We start from the raw sequence: 21,066 nt of genomic DNA on the forward strand, positions 1-21,066 counted from the left end.
ATGGCTCAGGACCGCGTGCGGACGGTACGGGCGCTGCTCGATTCCGTACGTGCCGACGGGCGCACCGCACTGACCGCACCCGAGGGCAAGGTCCTCGCGGACGCGTACGGCATCGCGGTGCCCGGTGAGGAGCTGGCCCGCGATGTGGACCAGGCGGTGGCGTACGCGGCCCGCTTCGACGGGCCCGTCGTACTGAAGATCGTGTCGCCGGACATCCTGCACAAGACCGACGCGGGCGGGGTGGTGGTCGGGGTCGAGGGCCCGGCCCAGGTGCGCGCCGCCTTCCGGCAGATCGTCGACAACGCCCGCGCCCACGCTCCCGACGCGCGGATCGACGGGGTGCAGGTGCAGCAACTGCTGCCGCAGGGCACGGAGGTCATCGTCGGTGCGGTGACCGACCCGACGTTCGGGAAGGTGGTGGCCTTCGGACTGGGTGGCGTCCTGGTCGAGGTGCTGAAGGACGTCACGTTCCGGCTGGCACCACTCGACGCGGACGAGGCGTCCTCGATGCTGGACTCGATCCGGGCGGCGGAGATCCTGCGGGGTGTACGCGGCGCACCGCGCGTGGACCGGTGGGCGCTGGCCGAGCAGATACGGCGGGTCTCGGAGCTGGTCACCGACTTCCCGGAGATCGCCGAGGTGGACCTCAACCCGGTGATCGCCACACCCGACGGGGCGCTGGCGGCGGACATCCGGGTGCTCCTCGCGTCGGACGCGGTCAAGGAGCGCCGTACATACAGCCGCGAGGAGATCCTGGCGTCCATGCGCCGGCTGATGCAGCCCCGGTCGGTGGCCGTGATCGGAGCCTCCAACGAGCAGGGCAAGATCGGTAATTCGGTGATGCGGAACCTGGTCGACGGCGGCTTCTCCGGGGAGATCCACCCGGTGAACCCCAAGGCCGATGACATTCTCGGCCGCAAGGCGTACAAGAGTGTCACGGACGTTCCCGGTGAGGTGGATGTGGCGGTCTTCGCGATCCCCGCCAAGTTCGTGGCCTCGGCTCTCGAAGAGGTGGGCCGCAAGGGGATTCCCAACGCGGTACTGATCCCCTCGGGCTTCGCGGAGACCGGGGAACACGCGCTGCAGGACCAGATCGTGGAGATCGCCGAGCGGCACGGCGTGCGGCTGCTGGGGCCGAACATCTACGGCTACTACTCCACCTGGCAGGACCTCTGCGCGACCTTCTGTACGCCGTACGACGTCAAGGGCCCGGTCGCCCTGACCTCGCAGTCCGGGGGCATCGGGATGGCGATCCTGGGGTTCGCGCGGACCACCAGGACGGGTGTCTCGGCGATCGTCGGTCTGGGCAACAAGTCGGACCTGGACGAGGACGACCTGCTGACGTGGTTCGGCGAGGACCCCCACACCGAGTGCATCGCCATGCACCTGGAGGACCTCAAGGACGGGCGGGCCTTCGTGGCGGCGGCCCGGGCGACCGTCCCCAAGAAGCCGGTCGTGGTCCTCAAGGCGGGACGTACGGCCGCGGGTGCGAAGGCCGCGGGCTCACACACCGGTGCGCTCGCGGGCGACGACGCCGTGTACGACGACATCCTGCGGCAGGCGGGCGTGATCCGGGCGCCCGGGCTGAACGAGATGCTGGAGTACGCGCGGGCGCTGCCCGTCCTGCCGACGCCCCAGGGCGACAACATCGTGATCATCACGGGCGCGGGCGGCTCGGGGGTGCTGCTCTCGGACGCGGTGACCGACAACGGACTGTCCCTGATGGAGATTCCCGAGGATCTGGACGCGGCCTTCCGGACGTTCATCCCGCCCTTCGGGGCCGCGGGGAACCCCGTGGACATCACAGGCGGGGAGCCTCCGTCAACCTATGAGGCGACGATCCGGCTCGGCCTGGAAGACCCGCGCATTCATGCTCTCGTGCTCGGCTACTGGCACACCATCGTCACCCCTCCCATGGTCTTCGCCGAACTAACGGCCCGCGTGGTCGCGGAGTTCCGGGAGCGCGGGATCGAGAAGCCGGTGGTGGCGTCGCTGGCGGGCGATGTCGAGGTCGAGGAGGCGTGCCAGTACCTCTACGAGCGCGGTGTCGTGGCGTATCCGTACACGACCGAGAAGCCGGTGGCGGTGCTCGGCGCCAAGTACCGGTGGGCGCGGGCCGCAGGGCTGCTCGGGGGTGGTCGATGAGCTGAGCGAGCTCGGACCACGGGGCCCGCGGCGGCCGCTCACCGCGGGTCCCGGCACGAGAAGGACCGGACAGGGGGCGCTGGCCAGGATTCTTCGACGCAAGGGGTTCGATCGACATGGCGACAACGGACATCTCCATTTCCGTCCCCTACAGGGAGGTGACGGACGCCGGCGGCCGGATGTACCGGATCGGCGAGACCGATATCGACATCATGGGCCGCCCACGCAAGTGGATGGTCATCCTGCCGTGGGTGGGCATGATGGGCATCAGCTCGGCGGAGTACGCGTTCGCGTCCGCCGAGGACACCCTGCACACCGCGCACAGTTGGAGCAGCGGGCACATCTTCTGGATGCTCGGCGTGTGGGTCTTCTTCCAGGCCGCCGTGGCCTTTCCGGCCGGCAAGCTGCGCGAGTCGGGGAAGCTGCCCGCGCGCTGGGCGATGATGCTGGGCGCGCTCGGCACGCTGCTCGGCTATCTGTCGCTCGCGTACGCGCCGCATGTGATCGTCGCGTACATCGGCTTCGGCATGTTCAGCGGTATGGGCGCGGGCATGGTCTACGCGACCTGCGTGAACATGGTCGGCAAGTGGTACCCGGAACGCAAGGGAGGCAAGACCGGCTTCGTCAACGGCGGATTCGCCTACGGCTCGGTGCCGTTCGTGTACCTCTTCACCGGCTACATGGATCTGACGAACTTCCGCTGGGTGCTGGTGTCGGTGGGGGTCTTCCTGGCGGCCATGGTGGCCGTCGCCGGGTACTTCTTCCGGGACCCGCCCAAGAACTGGTGGCCCGCTGAGATCGATCCCCTGAGGAAGCCCGACGATCCACGCGCGCGACGTGCGCTGGAGAAGAACCCCCCGGCCGTGCGGCAGTACACGCCCAGGGAGGCCTGGCAGACGGGCCGGGTCGGGCTGATGTGGTTCTGTCTGCTGTGCACCTCGGGCGTGAACATCTTCGGGATCGCCTTCCAGGTGCCGTTCGGCAAGGAGGTCGGCTTCGCGGGCGGCATCGTGGCGACGGCCATGTCGATGAAGGCCATCGTGAACGGCACGGGGCGCGGGGTGATCGGCTGGCTCTCCGACCGCTACGGCCGCAAGGAGTGCCTGATCTTCGTCTGTATCGTCCTGGGGCTCTCCCAGTACGGCATTCTCTGGTCGGGGAACATCCACAACCTGCCGCTGTTCCTGCTGTTCTCGTCCATCTCCGGGTTCGGTGGCGGCGCCATCTTCCCGATGTTCGCGGCGATGACCGCCGACTACTTCGGGGAGAACAACAACGCCTCCAACTACGGTCTGGTCTACAGCTCCAAGCTGGTGTCCGGACTGCTGGGTTCCGGGATGGGCGCCGTGGTGGTGGGTGCGTGGGGCTACGGCGGGGCGTTCGTCCTGGCGGGTTCGATCTCGCTGTTGGCCGGTTTCATGGCGCTGTTCCTGTATCAGCCGGGGCGGCCCCGGCGGGGCGCCATCACGCCCAATCCCTCTCCGGTCAGCCGTGAGGTGATGTGACACCAGGGCCGGCGAACAGTGAGGGGCCGCCCGGCCGTTGCGGTCGGGCGGCCCCTCACGTGCGGGTCATCCGGGTGGCTTTCCGGTCACCGCCTCGGGGGCCCTGTCCCGATCGTGTTCGGCGGTCAGGTCGAGCCATCCGATGAGGGCGAACATCCCGGAGAAGATCGCCACCATGGCCGTGGTCATCTGCCCCATCGACTCGGTGTAGCCGTCCGGGGCGATACCGCCGCTGGTGACCACCATGATGCCTGCCGCCACCGCGTTCGCCGCGGCGATGACCGCGAGCACGGGCACCGCCTTGTGCGGGATCGGCAGCCCGTAGCGGGGCGCTCGTCGCCGGGCGTCGGCGGCGTCCAGGCCCAGGGCGCGCCCGGCGTCCAGAGCGAGGACCAGCACCATCAGCCCGAGGATGAACGGCACGTACCGGGTAAAGCCCAGGATCAGCAGCAGGCCCAGATATCCGGTTCCGACCATGGCCGTCAGCCGGGTGCGGTAGCCGAGGATCAGCAGGGCTCCGACGGCGAACTGCACCACGCCGAAGACGACCACCCACAGCGACATGGCCGGGAGGAACGCCGTGTCCACGAGCCAGGCGAACGGGCCCCAGTGGTTGTCGGAGATCGTCTCGAAGAGCGTGGTCTGCTCGCCCTTGGCGGCCCAGCCCGGCAGTCCGTTGATCCCTGGTTCGCTGCGTACCCAGATCTCGTGCAGGAACTTGTAGCCGACGAAGATCCGCAGCAGTGCCATCACGACCGCGAACCGGTCATTGGTGGCACGTGCGAAGTAGAGCCCGGCCGCGACCAGCCCGAACAGCACCGCCAGGTCCATGGCCACCATGTTCATCCGGGGTGTCTCACGCAGCGCGATCTGCATCAGGAAGTACGCGGACAGCAGCACACACGCCGCCAGGATCGCGGTCTGTGTCCGCGCCTTCGCCAGCGGTGGCAGGTCGATCAGCCAGCGCACCGTCCGGGCCGTACGACTACGGGCGTCCTTCCACCTCTGTTCGATCCAGCCGTCCACACCGAAGTACCGTCCGGCCCCGGTGTAGAGCAGGAACAGGTGGAAGGCGCTGAAGAACGGCGGGATGCGGGAGTTGCCGAGGAAGAACACGCTCAGGTCGAAGGTCAGCGCGAGCAGCGCCATCGGCCGGACCATGAAGCCGAAGATGAAGAACAGCCCCAGGGCGACCTGCAGCACGATGACCAGGTAGCTGAAGGCGGTGGCGTTGGGTTCGATGGCGTTTTCGTAGAACCAGGCGGCCCACTGCCAGGTGCCGTCGTCGACGGCCTCTCCGATCGACTCTCGGACCGTGTCTCCGGCCCCGGGTCCTATCCAGCCGGGGTTGGTCCCGGAGCCGAATCCGCCGATCTTCCAGTTGTGCCCGACAGTGACCTCGAAGAGCCAGAGGACTCCGATGAGGACGCGGGCGAACGCGATGGCACCGGCCTTGTCGATGTTCGTGTTCTGCGGCATGGCCAGCCATCTATGCGGTTTCCGTCGCTTCTGGCCTGAAGTGAACATGCGATCACCGTCTCGCCATCCCCTCCTTCCAGGAGCGGTACAAACGTCCCTGGTCAGGGTCCATTCGGCCCGGAAAGCGGGCTCCGGAAGGCAATCTGGGAACGCATGTGCGATTCGGAAGGGACCGTGGGCACCACACCCCCGGCCCCCTCCCAGGGGGCCAGGTCAGCCGCACTTCTCCCGCAGCGAATGGAGATGTGCGCTGGACTTGCGCGCGAAGGCGAAGGACTCGACGGGGTTGTCGTGCTCGGCCTGCCAGTGGTGGTAGCGGCGCCCGCCGTGCGTCCTGCGGGTGACCGCCGAGAGGAACCGCTGGTAGTCGATGTCCCCGTCCCCGACGTCCGCCATGCGATAGCCATCGCGTACGGAGTCGTCGCGTATGCCGTCCTTGACGTGGAACAGCGGATAGCGCTGGGGCTGGCGCAGGACGTAGTCGAGGGGGTCGAAGGGAGCGGGAGTGCCGTCGACCTGCTGAGAGAAGCGGAACTGGCCCGCGTAGGCCCAGTAGATGTCCATCTCCAGGTGGACCAGCTCGGGGTCGGTCTCAGCCAGCAGGACGTCGTAGAGCCGGACGCCGGGCTGGTCGGTGGCGAAGGAGAACTCCTCCGCGTGGTTGTGCTGGTAGAACTTCATGCCGCGCTTCCTGGCCTCGACCCCGTACGTGTTGAACTCCTCGGCGCAGCGCTTCCAGCCGTCGACGGTCGCACCGTAGCGCCACGGGCCCGACGCCGTGCCGATGTGCTTGAGGCCGAGGGCCTCGGCGTCGTCGAGTACGCGCGTCAGGTTCTGCGCGAAGGTGTAGGCCTCGGGGTTGTCGGAGTAGTAGCCGACGTGGCTGCCGATGGCGTTGAGGCCGTGGTCCGCGGTGAGCTGGCGCAGTTCGGCCAGCGTGATGGGGCCCGCCGTGCCCTGGGTGTATCCGGCGTACTCGACCTCGTCGTAGCCGTACTTGCGCAGCTCGGCGAAGACGGGGGCGAAGCCGAGGGTGGAGACCTTGTCGCGCAGGCTGTACAGCTGGATGCCGAGGCGGCCCTCGGGCAGGACGGGGCGGCCCTTGCCGCGGCTGCCGGCCGTGGCGGGCCCGGCTGCGGGCTGTGCCGCGGCCGGGGTGGCGGCTGCGGTCGTGCCGAGGATGGCGGCGGCGGTGGCTCCGGCGGCCACGCCGAGCATGCCGCGTCTGCTGAGTCTGTGGGTCAGTTCCGGGTCTGCCGAGGTGCGGCTCAAGCGGTTCATTGCGGGGAACTCCTCGTTGTCACAGAGCGTTGTCAGTGGTGTCTGGTTCAGTGGAGACCAGCGAGTTGGAGCAACAGCGATTTCACGTCGGTGGCCCGGAGCGGGCCGGTGACGGCGCGGGGGGTGGAGCACAGGATGAGCGGACCGTTTTGGGTGTCGTCGGGGAGCCTGCCGTGGCTCCCGCGAATAGGTGACGGGTCCAGGGGCACGACCGCCATGCGGTAGCGCAGGCCGAGTTTCTTGCGTGCGAGCGCTCCCGCGGCCCTGAGGCGTACATACGGATCGAGCGGATCCATGAACAGCTCGACCGGGTCGTAGCCGGGTTTGCGGTGGATCTCGACGAGCTGCGCGAAGTCGGGAGCGTGGGCGTCGTCGAGCCAGTAGTAGTACGTGAACCAGGCGTCGGGTTCGGCGACGGCGACGAGTTCGCCGGAGCGCGGGTGGTCCAGTCCGTGCTGCTTCTTTCCCTCGTCGTCGAGGAGCCGCTCGATGCCTGCTACGCCCCGCAGAGCCACGCGGACCGTGTCCAGGTCCTCGGGACGTCGTACGTAGATGTGGGCGATCTGGTGGTCGGCGACCGCGAAGGCGCGGGAGGCCATCGGGTCGAGGTACTCCATGCCGTCCTGGGTGTGGACCTCGAGCAGGCCTGCCCGGCGCAGTGCACGGTTGATGTCGACGGGACGGCTGACCCGGGTGATGCCGTACTCGGAGAGGGCGACGACCGTGCGGCTCTGCGCCTGTGCGTCGTCCAGGAGCGGGGCGAGTGCCGCGTCCAGGTCGGCGGCGGCCTGGTGCGAGCGGGGGTCGTCGGGGCCGTAGCGCTGTAGGTCGTAGTCGAGATGAGGGAGGTAGCACAGGGCCAGGTCGGGGTGACGGGTGGCGAGGATGTGGCGGGTCGCGTCGATGATCCAGCGGGATGAGGTGAGGTCGGCGCCGGGGCCCCAGAAGTGGAAGAGGGGGAAGGTCCCGAGTTTCTCGGTGAGTTCGTCGTGGAGGTCCGGCGGCCGGGTGTAGCAGTCGGGTTCCTTGCGGCCGTCGGCGTAGTAGACGGGGCGTGGGGTGACCGTGAGGTCGGTGTCGGCGCCCATGGCGTACCACCAGCAGATGTTGGCGACGGTGTAGCCGGGGTGTGCGCGGCGGGCGGCGTCCCAGAGTTTGTCGCCGGAGACCAGGCCGTTGTGCTGGCGCCACAGCAGGACGTCGCCGAGCTCGCGGAAGTACCAGCCGTTGCCGACGATGCCGTGCTCGGCGGGGGTGGTGCCGGTGAGGAAGGTGGACTGGGCCGCGCAGGTCACGGCGGGCAGGACGGTGCCGAGCGGGGCGCTGGAACCTGACCGGGCCAGGGCCGTGAGCCGTGGCATATGAGCGAGGAGACGGGGGGTGAGGCCTACGACGTCGAGTACGAGAAGGGGGGTGACGGAGGTGGGCGTGCCAGCGGGGCCGGTGCTGGCGCTGGGGCTGTTCTGCTCGGTGGGGGCGGTCATGGGAGCTCCTTCAGGCCGAGGTCCGTCAGGAGGTCACGGGCGAGGGTGAGTTCAGCGGCGATGCCGTCGGCGAGCTGAGGACGCGCTCGGGGGCGCAGCTGGGGTGGCAGGGCCTGCCAGGTGTAGGTCTCGACCTCCAGGTGGCGGGTGCGTGGGGTCGGGCCGCCGACCAAGTGCGCCAGGGTGTCGCGGAGTACAGCGAGAGTGGAGGTGAGTGGCGGGGCGGGTGCGGCGTGCAGGGGGACGTGGAAGTGCGCCCGCCAGGGTGCGGTGTCGGGCAGGGCGCCGGAGGTGAGGGCCTCGCCGAGGTCGTCGGTGCCGCGCAGCCCCGCGGGGGTGCGGGTGCGGGTCTGGTGGAGGAAGCGGGGTTCGTCGAAGGCGGCCAATGCCTGGCGCACTTCGGGGAGATGGGGGTGCTGGGCGTGCAGGGCTGCGGAGAGCTGGGCCTTGGGGATGGGGATGGCCGCGGCGGCCAGCCGGTCGAGTGCGGATTGCGGGTCTTCGAAGGAGGTGGCGAGGTGACAGGTGTCGACGCAGAGCCCGATGCGGGGGTGGCCGATGTCGGTGAGCGGGGTGATGGCGTCGGCCGTGGTTTCGACGGTGCAGCCGGGCTCGGGCTCCAGGCCGATCCGGATGGACCGGCCGGTGAGCTCGTCCAGGGCGTCGAGGCGTTCGGCCAGGGTGACCAGTGCTGTGCGGGCGGACTCCGCGGCGGCGGGATCGGTATCGAACGGGGTGCGCCAGGCGAGCGGGAGGGTCGAGACGCTGCCCTCGGTGACATCGTCCGGAAGGAGGGAGGTGAGCAGTCGGGCCAGATCGGTGGTGTGGGTCAGTCGCTCGGGGTGGGTCCAGTCGGGCTGGTACACCCGGTACTTGACCTCTTCGGCACCGAAGCCCTCGTAGGGGAAGCCGTTGAGGGTGACGACCTCAAGGCCTCGCCGGTCGAGTTCGGCGCGCAGGGAGCGCAGGGCGGCCGGGTCGGATACCAGGGCACGCGCGGCGTCCCTGGCGAGCCAGAGGCCGATGCCGAGACGGTCCCGGCCGAGGCGTTTGCGCACCGGTTCGCAGTGGTCGCGGAGTTGGGCGAGCACGCCGTCGAGGGTCTCGGCGGGGTGGACGTTGGTGCAGTACGCGAGGTGGACGGTGGAGCCGTCGGGGTGGCGAAAGCGCATCGGTCACGCTCCGCCGCGCAGGATGGAGTTCCCCTCGTGGGTGGGGGCGGGGTGCCGGGTGTCGAGGGCGAGCCTGCCGCTGAGGCCGTAGAAGGCGGTGGGGTTGCGCCACAGCACCTGGTCGACGGTGTCGTCGTCGAAGCCCGCGGCGAGCATGGCGTCACCGGTGGCGCGGGTCTTCAGCGGGTCGCTCTTGCCCCAGTCGGCGGCCGAGTTGACCAGGACGTTCTCCGGTCCATAGGTCCGCAGGATCTCGACCATGCGGCCCTCGTCCATCTTGGTGTCGGGGTAGATGGAGAAGCCGAGCCAGCAGCCGGCGTCCTTGGCTTCCTTGACGGTGGTCTCGTTGAGGTGGTCGAGCAGCACGCGCTCCGGTGGGAGTGCGGATTCGCGGACGACGTCCAGGGTGCGGCGCAGGCCCGCGAGCTTGTCGCGGTGCGGGGTGTGCACGAGCGCGGGCAGCTCGTGGTCGGCGGCGAGCTGGAGCTGGGTGGCCAGTGCGGTGTCCTCGGCGGGGGTCATGGAGTCGTAGCCGATCTCGCCGACGGCGACGACGTTGTCTTTGACGAGATAGCGCGGCAGTTGGTCGAGGACGGGGGTGCAGCGGGGATCGTTCGCCTCTTTGGGGTTGAGGGCGAGCGTGCAGTGGTGGGTGATGCCGTACTGGGCGGCGCGGAAGGGTTCCCAGCCGAGGAGCGCGTCGAAGTAGTCGAGGAAGGAGGTGGGTGAGGTGCGGGGCTGGCCGAGCCAGAAGGACGGTTCGACGACGGCGCGGACGCCCGCGGCGTACATCGCCTCGTAGTCGTCGGTGGTCCTGGAGGTCATGTGGATGTGGGGGTCGAAGATGCGCATCAGGACTCCTCGCCGGTCAGGGGGACGGTCAGGGCCAGGACGCGGTGCAGGTCGGTGGGGACGGGGCGGTCCGCGGCGGTGCGTTCGTCCGCGTAGGCGCCGAGCATGCGGGCCAGTTCGGTGTCGCCGTGGGCGCGCTCCGCCAGGGCGGCGACGGCGTCCACCGGGACGCCGGTGAACAGGCACTTGAGGACGCCGTGCCGCCAGGAGTGCGGGTCGAGGTGGGCGGCCGCGTACGGGCCGAGGGCGGCGGCCAGTAGGCGGGTGTCATGGGTGCGCAGGGCGTCCTCGGTGAGGGGCAGCGCTTCGGGGCCCGGTACGAGGTGGGGCAGGGCGTACAGGACGGCGCGCCGTTCGTCGGCGGTGCCCTGCCGGTAGCAGCGGGTGAGGGTGGCGGGGTCGGCTCTGATGGTGTGGAGCAGGAGGACACGGGCGGCATCCGCGTGCTCGGCACCGCAGCGGCGGCCGGCTTCCGCGAACCTCAACTCCCAGGCGGGGACGGGGCCCTGGTTAGGGGACGGTCCCTGGTCGGGGGNCGGCCCCCGCCCGCGTGACCGGTCGGCCGAGCGGGGCCCCGGACCGGGCCCCCCGGCACGGGACGACTGGCCGCCCCCCGGCACGGGACGGCTGGCCCACCCCCGTCACGGGACGACTGGCCCCCCGTCACGGGACGACTGACCTGCCCCCGTCACGGGCCGAGTCGACCGGCCAGGTGAACGGCCCGGTGAACGGCCCACCTGGCGGGCCCTCACACGTAGCCGCCGACGGGCTCCATCAGTGGCCCGCGGGACCAGCCAGCGAACGGCCCGCCGAATGGGCCCCCACCGCCCCGCTCCCAGACCAGTCCCGCGAGAGGGCCACTGTCCCGGCCCGGCTATCCCTCCAGACGGACGGGACGGACGGAACAAGCGGGACGGATAGGGAGCGCGAGCAAGGCGCGGGGAGGGCGCGGTGAGGTCGGGCGGGCTAGTGGCCTCCCTCCCCCGTCGGCGGCGCCAGTTGCTTGACTCGGATGTCGCGGAAGGACACGTCGTCACCGTCTCCGTGGTTCTGGATGCCGATGTGGCCCGGTAGGCTGCGTGCCTGATCGGTGTTGGTGAAGTCGTTGATCAGGGTGCCGTTGAGCCAGATCCGCAGCCGCTCGCCCTCGACGCGCAGCTCGTAGGTGTTCCACTCCCCCGGCGGGTTCAACGCCCGGTCGCGCGCCGCGATGTCGGCGGACTGGAAGCCGTAGACCGCACCGGTGGTCTTCTCCGGCGCGTCCGTGGCGTCGATCTGCACCTCGTAGCCGTTGCGCACGGCCGACCACGGGTCGTCCGACGCCGGGAAGCCCACAAAGACCCCCGAGTTGTCGTCGCCCGTCATCCGCCAGTCGAGTTTGAGCGAGTACGAGTCGAACTCCTGGCCCTCGTACCAGAACAGGCCCATCCCGCCGACCGACCGCAGCGTCCCGTCGTCCCCCAGTTCGAAGGAGCCGGGCCCCGCCTGCTTCCAGCCGTCCACCGAACTGCCGTCGAAGAGCGGCGTGTAACCCCGCTCCGGGCGGCAGTCGGCCTGGACCGCGCCGGTCGCGTACCGGATGCCGCCGAGCAGATGCCGTCGGAAGGCGGGCTCGGTGAAGGACTCCTTGGTGTGTCCGCCGCCCGTGTAGAAGGAGCGGCCGCCCGCGTACTCCTGGCACCAGGCGATGGGGTGGTCGTCGCCCATGGTGCCGCCGGAGTACGACGACTCGTCGAGCGTGGCCAGGACGCGGGCGCGGTCGCGTGGATTGGAGCGGTAGTTGTACCACTCGTCGGTACGCTCCCAGGTCGCCCCGAGGTGCTCCGTCGCCGCATGTGCGTGGTTCTCCACGGTGACGGTGGCCGGCTGGATCGCGGGGTGCGAGACGAAGTACGCGCCCGCGAGACCGCCGTAGAACTCCCAGTCGTACTCCGTGTCGGCGGCGGCGTGCACCCCGACATAGCCTCCGCCGTCGCCGACGTACTCCTCGAAGGCGGTCTGCTGCGCCGAGTTGAGGACGTCGCCGGTGGTGGAGAGCCAGACGACGGCGTCGTACCGGCGCAGCCGCGAGGGCCTGAAGACTCTGGCGTCCTCGGTCGCGTCGACGGCGAAGCCGTGCTCGGCGCCGAGTTCCCGGATGGCCGCGATCCCGTCGGGGATCGAGTCGTGCCGGAAGCCGGCGGTCTTGGAGAAGACCAGGACGCGGCTCTCCTCCCGCTTCCTGCCCTTGCCGACGTCGCTGCCCTTGCTGCCGTTGCTGCTCTTGCCGACGTCGCTGCCCTTGCTGCCCTTGTCCATGGCTTCTTCCTCGGGGCCCTTTGAAGCGGCGGGGCCCGATACACAGCCGATGAGCAGGGTGGCTGCCGCGGTGGCCGTGGCGAGCCGTGTCGCTGCGCGCATGGTGACCCCTTTCTCAGCCTGTGGTGAAGGTGAAGTCGTCCAGGTCGTAGAGGGCACCGCCGCCGTCGCCCTTGAAGACCAGGAAGAGTGTCGTGGTCTTCGCGGAGCCTCCGGCGAGGTCCATGGTCACGTCCTCGTACGTCTCCCACGAGCCGGTCGGCTCGACCGCCGCGCTGCCGAGCAGCGGACCGTCGGCCGCCCCGGCACGGACCTCCAAGGTGCCACCGGCCCCCGCCGAAGCGACCCGTGCGGTCAGCGCGGTGGCGTCGCCCAGGATGTACGGCGTGAAGGAGATCCAGTCGCCGTTGTGGACGTTACCGACGGCCTTGCCGCCGTGCGCCGGGGTGTGGTCGACGACGGAAATGCCGCGGGAGTCGTCGAAGTGCTCGGCCTGGCGCTTCCCCGGCTGGACGATGTTCTGGTCGTGGCTGGTCAGCGGGGGCTGCCCGCCGCCGCCCTGGTCGGTGTACTCGGCGTCGAAGACCCCGAAGATGTTGGCGTTCGGGTCGTGTTCGCTGTCCGCCGAGGTCTTGAGGGTGCCCTCACAGCCGTTGGCCGAGGTGATGGGGTGGCCGTGGCTGTCGTGGCCCAGGACATGGGTGACCTTGACCTTCGAGCAGTCGATGGGGCCGTCCTCCGGGTCGGTCACGGTCACCTTGAACGGGACCTCGTCGCCGAAGGTGAACAGCTGCCCGTCACCGGGGAGTTCCAGGGTCACCGTGGGCGCGGTGTTGCCGACAGTGATGTAGACGCTGGCGGTGCCGGTGCGTCCGGAGGGGTCCTTGGCCGTCACGGTCGCCTGGTAGCTGCCGTTCTTCCGGTACCTGTGGGTGGGGTTCTGCTTCTTCGACTTCTTGCCGTCGCCGAAGTCCCAGCGGTACGTCAGCGGGTCGCCGTCCGCGTCGGTGGCCTCGGAGGTGAACTTGACCCTGAGCGGGGCCTGTCCGTTGGTGACGTCCGCGGCCGCCTCGGCGACCGGTGAGTAGCCGTCGGTGGCGTTCTCGATGCGGTAGAGCGCGGAGTTCTCGTCGCCGCCGAACCAGGAGGTGCCGTAGTCGAGGACGTACAGCGCGCCGTCGGGGCCGAACTCCATGTCCATCACCTGGGTGCCGGTCCAGGGGAAGTCGTTGATGGACTGTACGGTGCCGTCCGCGTCGTGCTCGATGCGCTTGATCCAGCGGCGCCCGAACTCGCCGGCGAAGTAGTCGCCGTCGTACGCCTCGGGGAACTTGACCTTAGAGTCGGAGTTCGCGTCGTAGCGGTAGACGGGGCCGCCCATCGGGGACTCGGAGCCGTCGCCGAACTCCGGTACGGAGCCGCCGTCGTAGGGGAGCCAGGCGGACTCGACGGGCGGCAGGTCGGTGCGCCCGGTGTTGTGCGCCGAGTCGTTCTTCGGCGCCGCGCAGTCGAAGGGCGCGCCGGAGGTGCCGGTGGCGAAGTCGTAGTCCACGTAGGGCTCGTTGTCGCCTACGCAGTACGGCCAGCCGTGGTTGCCGGGCCCGGTGACGCGGGCGAACTTGACCTGGCCCGACGGACCGCGCTGGGGGTCGGCGGCGCCCGCGTCGGGGCCGTAGTCGCCGACGTAGACGATGCCGGTCGGCTTGTCGACGCTCATCCGGAACGGGTTGCGGAAGCCCATCGCGTAGATCTCGGGGCGGGTCTTGTCGGTGCCTTCGGCGAAGAGGTTGCCCTCGGGGATCGTGTACGAGCCGTCGTCGGCGACCTTGATGCGCAGGATCTTGCCGCGCAGGTCGTTGGTGTTGCCCGCGCTGCGGCGGGCGTCGTAGGCGGGGTTGCGTCCGGGGCTGTCGTCGAGGGGGCTGTAGCCGTCGGAGGCGAAGGGGTTGGTGTCGTCGCCGGTCGACAGGTAGAGGTTGCCGTCCTGGTCGAAGTCGATGGCGCCGCCCACGTGGCAGCACAGACCGCGGTCGGCGGGGATGTCGATGACCTTCTTCTCGCTTGCCTCGTCCAGGGTGCCGTCCTCGTTCAGGACGAAGCGGGAGAGGCGGTTGACGCCCTCGAACGCCTTGAAGTCCTCGGGGGTTCCGTTCTCGGGGGCGTCGCCTTCGGGGGTGTCGAGCGGGGGCGCGTAGTAGAGGTACAGGGCGCGGTTCTCGGTGAAGGCGGGGTCGACGGCGATGCCCTGCAGGCCCTCCTCGTCGTGCGAGTAGACCGGTATCTTTCCGGCGATCTTGGTGGTGCCGCCGGCGTCGGTGAGGCGGAGGGTGCCGTCGCGTGAGGTGTGCAGGACGGAGCGGTCCGGGAGTACGGCGAGCGTCATGGGCTCGCCGACCTCCTGCTCGCCCTTGGCGAGGGTGACCTGTTGGAAGTTCTCCGCGGCGGGTGCGGGCTGGGGCTGAGCGCCCCGGTCCGGTTCGGCGGCGCCGGCGGCGGGGGTGAGGGCGAGGGATGCGCCGGCTAGGAGGGCGCCGGTGACGAGGGCGAGTGCCTTGCGAAGTCTGAGCCGTTTCCTGTGCACGGATTCCTCCGGGTGGGGCGGTCGTGCGGGTGGGTGGCTGTTCCTTTGGCGCCGGGGTGCGCCGTCACCCCGGGGCCTCGCTTGTCCTGTACGCCTCAGGACGGTAGCTAGCTTTGTCGGGCTCGGGAAGGGCTTGCGCAGTAAGTGAGTTGAGCTTTCTCCTGGTTGAGGACAAAGCGGGCCTCGGGTGTGCGGGCGCGGCTAGTCCGACGCGCCGAACGCCGCGTCGAACGACGTCGACGGCGGGTCGAAGTCGTAGGCCTTCAGGCGCCTCAGCGCCTCCGGTGCGCCCTGGAGGCGGTCCATGCCCGCGTCCTCCCACTCCACCGAGATCGGGCCCTGATAGGCGATCGAGTGGAGCATGCGGAAGACGTCCTCCCAGGGGACGTCCCCGTGCCCCGCCGAGACGAAGTCCCAGCCGCGGCGCGGGTCGCCCCAAGGGAGGTGGGAGCCAAGGCGGCCATTGCGGCCGTCGAGGCGGCGGCGGGCCTCCTTGCAGTCCACGTGGTAGATGCGGTCGCGGAAGTCGTAGAGGAAGCCGACCGGGTCGAGGTCCTGCCACACGAAGTGTGAAGGGTCGAAGTTCAGGCCGAAGGCGGGGCGGTGGTCGACGGCCTTCAGGGCCTCGTGGGTCGTCCAGTAGTCGTACGCGATTTCGCTGGGGTGCACCTCGTGCGCGAACCGGACGCCCTGCGCGTCGAAGACGTCCAGGATCGGGTTCCAGCGCTCGGCGAAGTCCTCGTATCCACGCTCGATCATGCCGGGCACCACGGGCGGGAACATCGCGACCAGGTGCCAGACCGCGGACCCGGTGAAGCCGACGACGGTGTCCACACCGAAGGCCGCCGCGGCCCGTGCCGTGTCGGCGATCTCCGCCGCCGCCCGCTGCCGTACGCCCTCGGCCTCGCCGTCGCCCCAGATGCGGGACGGCAGGATCGCTCGGTGGCGCTCGTCGATGATCGCGTCGCAGACGGCCTGCCCGACCAGATGGTTGGAGATGGCCCAGCACTTCAGCCCGTACTTGTCGAGGAGTTGGCGCCGCGAGTCGAGGTACGAGGGGTCGGCCAGGGCCTTGTCGACCTCGAAGTGGTCGCCCCAGCAGGCGAGTTCCAGGCCGTCGTAGCCGAAGTCGCGGGCCAGGCGGCAGACCTCCTCAAGCGGGAGGTCGGCCCACTGTCCGGTGAAGAGCGTGAAGGGGCGGGTCATATCCGGGCCTCCTGTGCCGGGTCGGCGGTGTCAGGGTCGGCGGTGTGCGGGACCTTGGTGTCCGGGGCCGCGGTGTCCGGGACCGCGGCGTGCGGGACCGCGGTGTACGCGGAGTTCTTGGCCGCGCTCTCCTCTACCGCCGCCAGGACCCGCTGCACCTGCAGCCCGTCGGCGAAGGTGGGCGCGGGCGCGGCACCGTCCGCGATCGCGTGCACCAGGTCGCGCGCCTGGTGCACGAAGGTGTGCTCATAGCCGAGGGCGTGACCCGGCGGCCACCAGCCCTCCAGATACGGGTGGTCCGGCTCGGTCACCAGGATCCGGCGGAACCCGGACGAGGCGGCGGGCTCGGTGTGGTCATGGAAGGAGAGCTCGTTCAGCCGCTCCAGATCGAAGGCCAACGAGCCCTTCTCGCCGTTGAGTTCGAGGCGCAGGGCGTTCTTTCGCCCGGCCGCGTACCGGGTGGCCTCGAAGGAGGCGAGCGCGCCGGAGGCCAGCCGCCCGGTGAACAGCGCGGCGTCGTCGACGGTGACCGACCCGCGTACGAGGCCACCGCCTGCCAGCGGCCGCTCCCGTACGAATGTCTCGGTCATCGCGGACACCCCGACCAGCGGCTCCCCCACGACGTACTGCGCCAGGTCCACAATGTGCGCCCCCAGGTCGCCGAGCGCCCCGGACCCGGCCCGTTCGCGCTGCAGGCGCCAGGTGAGCGGGGCCTTGGGATCGACCAGCCAGTCCTGCAGATACGCCACCCGGACATGCCGTACGGCGCCGATCCGGCCCGCGGCGACCATCTGGCGGGCCAGTGTCATCGCGGGCACCCGGCGGTAGTTGAAGCCGACCATGGCGACCTGGCCACGGACCTGTGCGCGCTGGGCGGCTTCGGCCATCGCCTCGGCCTCCTCGACCGTGTTGGCCAGCGGCTTCTCGCACAGCACATGCTTGCCCGCGTCCAGCGCGGCGACGGCGATCTCGGCATGGCTCTCGCCCGGGGTGCAGATGTCCACGAGCTGTACGTCGTCGCGGGCGAGGAGCGCGCGCCAGTCGGTCTCGGCGGCCGCCCAGCCCAGCCGGTCGGCGGCCGCCCGGACCGCGGTGGCGTCGCGGCCGCAGACGGCCGACAGGACCGGGCGGCGCGGCAGGTCGAAGACGCGGGACACGGTGCGCCAGCCCTGTGAGTGGGCGGCGCCCATGAACGCGTAGCCGACCATGCCCACTCCGAGCGGCGGCACCGCCCCCGGCTCCATCTCGGTCTCCTGCATACCTTTCTCCTCCTGGTCGACGCTCGGTGGGGGCAGGTCCGCCCGTGCTGGGGACAGGTCCGCCCGTACTGGCGGCGAATTCGCCCGTAAGGCGGGTGTATCGCGCATCACTTGAAGCCGGTGGGCATGTATGCGTCGACGTTCTCCTTGGTGACCACGGCCGAGTAGAGGGTCAGCGAGGACGGGATCTCGAACTCCGCCATGCCGCTGATGCCCTTGCCCTGGCCCAGGGCGCGGGCCAGGTCGATCGCGGATGCCGCCATGGTGGGCGGGTACAGGACGGTGGCCTTCAGTACGCCGCTGTCGGCCTTGATCGCGTCGAAGGCGGAGCGCGCGCCGGCGCCGCCGACCATCAGGAAGTCGTCCCGGCCCGCCTGTTTGATCGCCCGCAGCGCGCCGACTCCCTGGTCGTCGTCGTGGTTCCACAGCGCGTCGAAGTTCTTCTGGGCCTGCAGGAGTTGGGACATCTTGGCCTGCCCGGACTCCACGGTGAAGTCGGCCGCCTGCCGGGCGACCTTCTTGATGTTCGGGTAGTTCTTCAGGGCCGCGTCGAAGCCTTCTGTGCGCTGCTGCGTCAGCTCCAGGTTGTCGAGCCCGGCGAGTTCCACGACCCGTGCGTTCTTCTTGTCCTTGAGCTGCTCGCCGATGAAATGGCCCGCGTTGAGGCCCATGCCGTAGTTGTCGCCGCCGATCCAGCACCGGTAGGCCTGCGGCGATGCGAAGATCCGGTCGAGGTTGACCACCGGGATGCCCGCGCGCATGGCCTTGAGTCCGGCCTGGGTCATCGCCTTCCCGTCGGCCGGCAGGATCACCAGGACGTCGACCTTCTTGTTGATCAGCGTGTCGATCTGGCCGATCTGGGCCGCCGTGTCGTTGGATCCCTCGGTGATCTCCAGTGTCACCTCGGAGTACTTCTTGGCGCGCTCACGGGCGTTGACGTTGATCGCGTTGAGCCAGCCGTGGTCGGCCTGCGGTCCGGCGAAACCGATGGTGACGGGCTTTCCTGGCTTGTCGTCGGCGACGGGAGCCGAGTCCTGGGTCTTGTCCCCGCCCTCATCCTTGGGGTCGTTGCTCGTGCAGCCGGTGAGGAGAGCACCGGTGGACACGGCGGCGGCTCCGAAGAGCAGCCCTCTGCGGCTCGTGATCTCTGGCATGACAGCCCCTTCGCGGAAGGTTTACGGCGTGGTGGAAGTACGGCGCTGGACCAGGACGGCGGCGACGATGATCGCGCCCTTGGCGATCTGTTGCGCCGCGCTCTGCAGGTTGTTGAGCGCGAAGATGTTGGTGATGGTGGTGAAGATCAGGACGCCGAGCACGGAGCCGGTGATGGTGCCCCGGCCGCCGGTCAGCAGGGTGCCGCCGATGATCGCCGCGGCGATGGCGTCGAGCTCGTACAGATTGCCGTTGGTGTTCTGTCCCGAGCCGGACAGGATGATCAGCATGAAGGCGGCGATGCCGCAGCACAGCCCGGAGAGCAGATAGAGGTAGAGCCGCTGGCGGCGTACGTCGATACCGGCGAGCCTGGCCGCCTCCGCGTTGCCGCCGACCGCGACGGTGCGCCGTCCGAACGTCGTACGGTTCAGCAGCAGCCAGCCGACGACGGTGACGCCCGCGAAAATGAGCGCCAGCGGCGGGATGCCGAGGATGTACGCGTCACGCTCGCCGAGTTCGAGTACCGAGGGGATGGTGACCACCTGGGTCTTGCCGTCGGTGATCTGCAGGGCGAGGCCGCGGGCCGAGGCGAGCATGGCGAGGGTGGCGATGAACGGCACCATCGCCCCGTACGCGATGAGCACGCCGTTGACCAGGCCGCAGCCCAACCCGACGACCACCGCGGTGAACAGCACGCCCGCGAAGCCGAACTCCTGGGTGGCGACGGTGGTGGCCCACACCGAGGCGAGTGCCACGATCGCGCCGACCGAGAGGTCGATGCCGCCGCTGGTGATGACGAAGGTCATCCCGACCACCACCACACCGATGATCGACGCCTGGGTGAGGATCAGCTGCACATTGCTGACGGCCAGGAACTCGTCGGGCTTGGTGAACCCGCCGATCGCGGCCAGCACGACCAGTACGCCGATCAGCGACATGGTCCGTACATCGGCGCCGCTGAGCAGGGCGCGCCACCAGGGGACGCCGTCCCCCACCGGGCGCTTGGTGGGTGGCGCGGGCTCCACGCCGAAGCCTCCGGGCCGGGCCGGCGATGCGGGCTGCGTCATGACGTCGGGCTCCCTTCCATGACCAGGTCGAGTACGCGGTGTTCGTCCAGCTCGCGCGCGGGCGCCGTATGGACGACACGCCCTTCGCGGAGCACCAGCACCCGGTCGGCGAGGCCCAGCACTTCGGGCACCTCGCTGGACACGAGCAGTACGGCGAGTCCCTCGTCGGCGAGCCGACGGATGACGGCGTACAACTCCGCCCTGGCTCCGACGTCGACGCCGCGGGTGGGTTCGTCCAGGAGCAGCACCCGGCAGCCGCGCAGCAGCCAGCGGGCGAGTACGGCCTTCTGCTGGTTGCCGCCGGAGAGTGTGCGTACCGGCGCGGACGGGTTGTCGGGGCGCAGGGACAGCTCACGGGTGGCCCGGTGGGCGGCGGCGCGCTCTCTGCGCCGGTCGAGCCAACCGGCCCTGGAGTAGCGGGACATGGAGGAGACAGACACATTCCGAGTGACCGACTCCAGCATCAGCAGGGCCTGCGCCTTGCGTTCCTCGGGGGCGAGGCCGAGTCCGGCCCGGACGGCGGCGCGTACGCTGCCGGGCCTGAGCGGCACCCCGTCGACCAGCACATGTCCGGCGCTGGGCCGACGCGCCCCGTAGATCGTCTCCAGGATCTCGGAGCGCCCGGAGCCGACGAGTCCGGCGAGCCCGACGATCTCTCCGGGGTGCAGTTCGAGGTCGAGCGGCTCGAACTCGCCGTCCCTGGCGAGCCCTTCAGCCCTCAGCACCGCCTCGCCCGGAGGGGTGTACGGGGGCCGGTCCGGGAAGGCGTACTCGACGTTGCGGCCGGTCATCAGGGTGACGACGTCGCGGGTCGGCGTCGACTTGGCGGGCAGCCCCACGGCCACGGCCCGGCCGTCCTTGAGTACCGTCACCCGGTCGCCGATGCGGCGGATCTCCTCCAGGCGGTGCGAGATGTAGACGACCGCGACGCCGTCCGCCGTCAGATCGCCGACGATGCGGAAGAGGTTGTCGACCTCGTCCGGGTCGAGGGCGGCGGACGGTTCGTCCATCACGATCAGCCGTACGTCGTGGGAGAGCGCGCGGGCCATCGAGACGATCTGCTGCTGCGCGGCGGAGAGTTCGCCGACCAGGCGGCCGGGTCTGATCTCGCTGTGGCCAAGTCGCTTGAGCAGTTGGGCCGTCGCGGCGCGGGCGTCTTTGCCGCGTACGACGAATCCGGCGGCCGTGAGCTCGTGCCCGAGGTAGACGTTCTCGGCGACGGAGAGCCCTTCGACCAGGTCCAGTTCCTGGTAGATGGTCGCGATGCCGAGGCGCATGGCGGCGATGGGCGACTTCAGCGTGACGCTTTCGCCGCGCCAGGTGATCTCTCCGGTGTCGGGTTGGTGGGCGCCCGCGAGGACCTTGATCAGGGTGGACTTGCCCGCGCCGTTCTGGCCGAGCAGACAGTGCACCTCCCCCGCCTGGACCTCCAGGGCGACACCGTCCAGGGCGCGGACTCCCGGGAAGGACTTGGTGATGCCGTCCATGCTGAGCAGGGGGGTGGCTGATGTTCTGTCGTGCGACGCCTTGTGGAGCGTGGGTGCCATGGCGGGTCCCCTCGGCGGGTGCGGCCGGTGAGCGGGCA

At 69.9% G+C, this 21,066-nt stretch carries 15 protein-coding genes; 2 read left to right on the forward strand and 13 right to left on the reverse strand.

Features of this window, described 5'->3' with window-relative positions; translation table 11 throughout:
• Both U9R90_RS04930 and U9R90_RS04935 read left to right on the forward strand, forming a co-directional pair.
• Window positions 1-2,145 carry an acetate--CoA ligase family protein gene (locus tag U9R90_RS04930; RefSeq protein ID WP_411055130.1) on the forward strand — a complete coding sequence of 715 codons (2,145 nt, stop codon included), beginning with the start codon at window positions 1-3 and terminating at the stop codon, window positions 2,143-2,145.
• A 116-nt stretch (window positions 2,146-2,261) separates the two neighbouring features.
• Complete coding sequence (locus U9R90_RS04935; RefSeq protein ID WP_411055131.1) at window positions 2,262-3,650, forward strand: OFA family MFS transporter; 1,389 nt, start codon at window positions 2,262-2,264, stop codon at window positions 3,648-3,650.
• 66 nt (window positions 3,651-3,716) lie between these two features.
• Here the strand turns inward: U9R90_RS04935 and U9R90_RS04940 are convergent, their stop codons facing one another.
• From U9R90_RS04940 to U9R90_RS05000, 13 genes are all read right to left on the reverse strand, one after another.
• The gene (locus U9R90_RS04940; RefSeq protein WP_411055132.1) at window positions 3,717-5,129 is read right to left on the reverse strand and encodes a hypothetical protein; all 1,413 of its coding nucleotides are present in this window, start codon (window positions 5,127-5,129) and stop codon (window positions 3,717-3,719) included.
• A gap of 213 nt (window positions 5,130-5,342) precedes the next feature.
• Window positions 5,343-6,401 carry a sugar phosphate isomerase/epimerase family protein gene (locus tag U9R90_RS04945; protein WP_411057646.1) on the reverse strand — a complete coding sequence of 353 codons (1,059 nt, stop codon included), beginning with the start codon at window positions 6,399-6,401 and terminating at the stop codon, window positions 5,343-5,345.
• Between the two features lie 56 nt (window positions 6,402-6,457).
• Entirely contained in the window at window positions 6,458-7,894 is a 1,437-nt protein-coding gene (locus U9R90_RS04950) for an alkaline phosphatase family protein (protein ID WP_411055133.1), read from the reverse strand.
• The gene (eboE, locus tag U9R90_RS04955) at window positions 7,891-9,066 is read right to left on the reverse strand and encodes a metabolite traffic protein EboE (RefSeq protein WP_411055134.1); all 1,176 of its coding nucleotides are present in this window, start codon (window positions 9,064-9,066) and stop codon (window positions 7,891-7,893) included. Before eboE ends, U9R90_RS04950 begins: the two co-directional genes overlap by 4 nt.
• A gap of 3 nt (window positions 9,067-9,069) precedes the next feature.
• A complete protein-coding gene (locus tag U9R90_RS04960) occupies window positions 9,070-9,918 on the reverse strand; it encodes a TatD family hydrolase (protein WP_411055135.1) in 849 nt (282 codons plus the stop codon).
• Window positions 9,918-10,538 (reverse strand): EboA domain-containing protein, encoded by a 621-nt coding sequence (locus U9R90_RS04965; protein WP_411055136.1) that lies wholly within the window; start codon window positions 10,536-10,538, stop codon window positions 9,918-9,920. The genes U9R90_RS04960 and U9R90_RS04965 overlap by 1 nt, the downstream gene beginning before the upstream one ends.
• 346 nt (window positions 10,539-10,884) lie before the next feature.
• Complete coding sequence (locus tag U9R90_RS04970; RefSeq protein WP_411055137.1) at window positions 10,885-12,318, reverse strand: ThuA domain-containing protein; 1,434 nt, start codon at window positions 12,316-12,318, stop codon at window positions 10,885-10,887.
• Between the two features lie 13 nt (window positions 12,319-12,331).
• Window positions 12,332-14,797, reverse strand: coding sequence for a PQQ-dependent sugar dehydrogenase (locus tag U9R90_RS04975; protein WP_411055138.1), 2,466 nt, complete (start codon window positions 14,795-14,797; stop codon window positions 12,332-12,334).
• A 201-nt stretch (window positions 14,798-14,998) separates the two neighbouring features.
• Window positions 14,999-16,003 (reverse strand): sugar phosphate isomerase/epimerase family protein, encoded by a 1,005-nt coding sequence (locus tag U9R90_RS04980; protein ID WP_411055139.1) that lies wholly within the window; start codon window positions 16,001-16,003, stop codon window positions 14,999-15,001.
• Window positions 16,000-17,262: a Gfo/Idh/MocA family protein gene (locus U9R90_RS04985; RefSeq protein ID WP_411055140.1), complete on the reverse strand. Its 1,263-nt coding sequence runs from the start codon at window positions 17,260-17,262 to the stop codon at window positions 16,000-16,002. The genes U9R90_RS04980 and U9R90_RS04985 overlap by 4 nt, the downstream gene beginning before the upstream one ends.
• 107 nt (window positions 17,263-17,369) lie before the next feature.
• Entirely contained in the window at window positions 17,370-18,416 is a 1,047-nt protein-coding gene (locus U9R90_RS04990) for a substrate-binding domain-containing protein (protein ID WP_411055141.1), read from the reverse strand.
• Between the two features lie 21 nt (window positions 18,417-18,437).
• Window positions 18,438-19,481, reverse strand: coding sequence for an ABC transporter permease (locus U9R90_RS04995; protein WP_411055142.1), 1,044 nt, complete (start codon window positions 19,479-19,481; stop codon window positions 18,438-18,440).
• The gene (locus U9R90_RS05000) at window positions 19,478-20,968 is read right to left on the reverse strand and encodes a sugar ABC transporter ATP-binding protein (RefSeq protein WP_411057647.1); all 1,491 of its coding nucleotides are present in this window, start codon (window positions 20,966-20,968) and stop codon (window positions 19,478-19,480) included. The genes U9R90_RS04995 and U9R90_RS05000 overlap by 4 nt, the downstream gene beginning before the upstream one ends.
• Between the last annotated feature and the right edge of the window lie 98 nt (window positions 20,969-21,066).

The sequence above is a fragment of the Streptomyces sp. E11-3 genome (assembly GCF_046540415.1).
Classification (GTDB): Bacteria; Actinomycetota; Actinomycetes; order Streptomycetales; family Streptomycetaceae; genus Streptomyces.

What these genes read in the sequence shown, in the direction of transcription:
- eboE (WP_411055134.1), bottom strand. Translation starts at nt 9,066, where the DNA reads ATGCGCTTTCGCCACCCCGACGGCTCCACCGTCCACCTCGCGTACTGC.
- U9R90_RS04935 (WP_411055131.1), top strand. Translation starts at nt 2,262, where the DNA reads ATGGCGACAACGGACATCTCCATTTCCGTCCCCTACAGGGAGGTGACG.
- U9R90_RS04980 (WP_411055139.1), bottom strand. Translation starts at nt 16,003, where the DNA reads ATGACCCGCCCCTTCACGCTCTTCACCGGACAGTGGGCCGACCTCCCG.
- U9R90_RS04985 (WP_411055140.1), bottom strand. Translation starts at nt 17,262, where the DNA reads ATGCAGGAGACCGAGATGGAGCCGGGGGCGGTGCCGCCGCTCGGAGTG.
- U9R90_RS04940 (WP_411055132.1), bottom strand. Translation starts at nt 5,129, where the DNA reads ATGCCGCAGAACACGAACATCGACAAGGCCGGTGCCATCGCGTTCGCC.
- U9R90_RS04930 (WP_411055130.1), top strand. Translation starts at nt 1, where the DNA reads ATGGCTCAGGACCGCGTGCGGACGGTACGGGCGCTGCTCGATTCCGTA.
- U9R90_RS04950 (WP_411055133.1), bottom strand. Translation starts at nt 7,894, where the DNA reads ATGACCGCCCCCACCGAGCAGAACAGCCCCAGCGCCAGCACCGGCCCC.
- U9R90_RS04990 (WP_411055141.1), bottom strand. Translation starts at nt 18,416, where the DNA reads ATGCCAGAGATCACGAGCCGCAGAGGGCTGCTCTTCGGAGCCGCCGCC.
- U9R90_RS04995 (WP_411055142.1), bottom strand. Translation starts at nt 19,481, where the DNA reads ATGACGCAGCCCGCATCGCCGGCCCGGCCCGGAGGCTTCGGCGTGGAG.
- U9R90_RS05000 (WP_411057647.1), bottom strand. Translation starts at nt 20,968, where the DNA reads ATGGACGGCATCACCAAGTCCTTCCCGGGAGTCCGCGCCCTGGACGGT.
- U9R90_RS04960 (WP_411055135.1), bottom strand. Translation starts at nt 9,918, where the DNA reads ATGCGCATCTTCGACCCCCACATCCACATGACCTCCAGGACCACCGAC.
- U9R90_RS04970 (WP_411055137.1), bottom strand. Translation starts at nt 12,318, where the DNA reads ATGCGCGCAGCGACACGGCTCGCCACGGCCACCGCGGCAGCCACCCTG.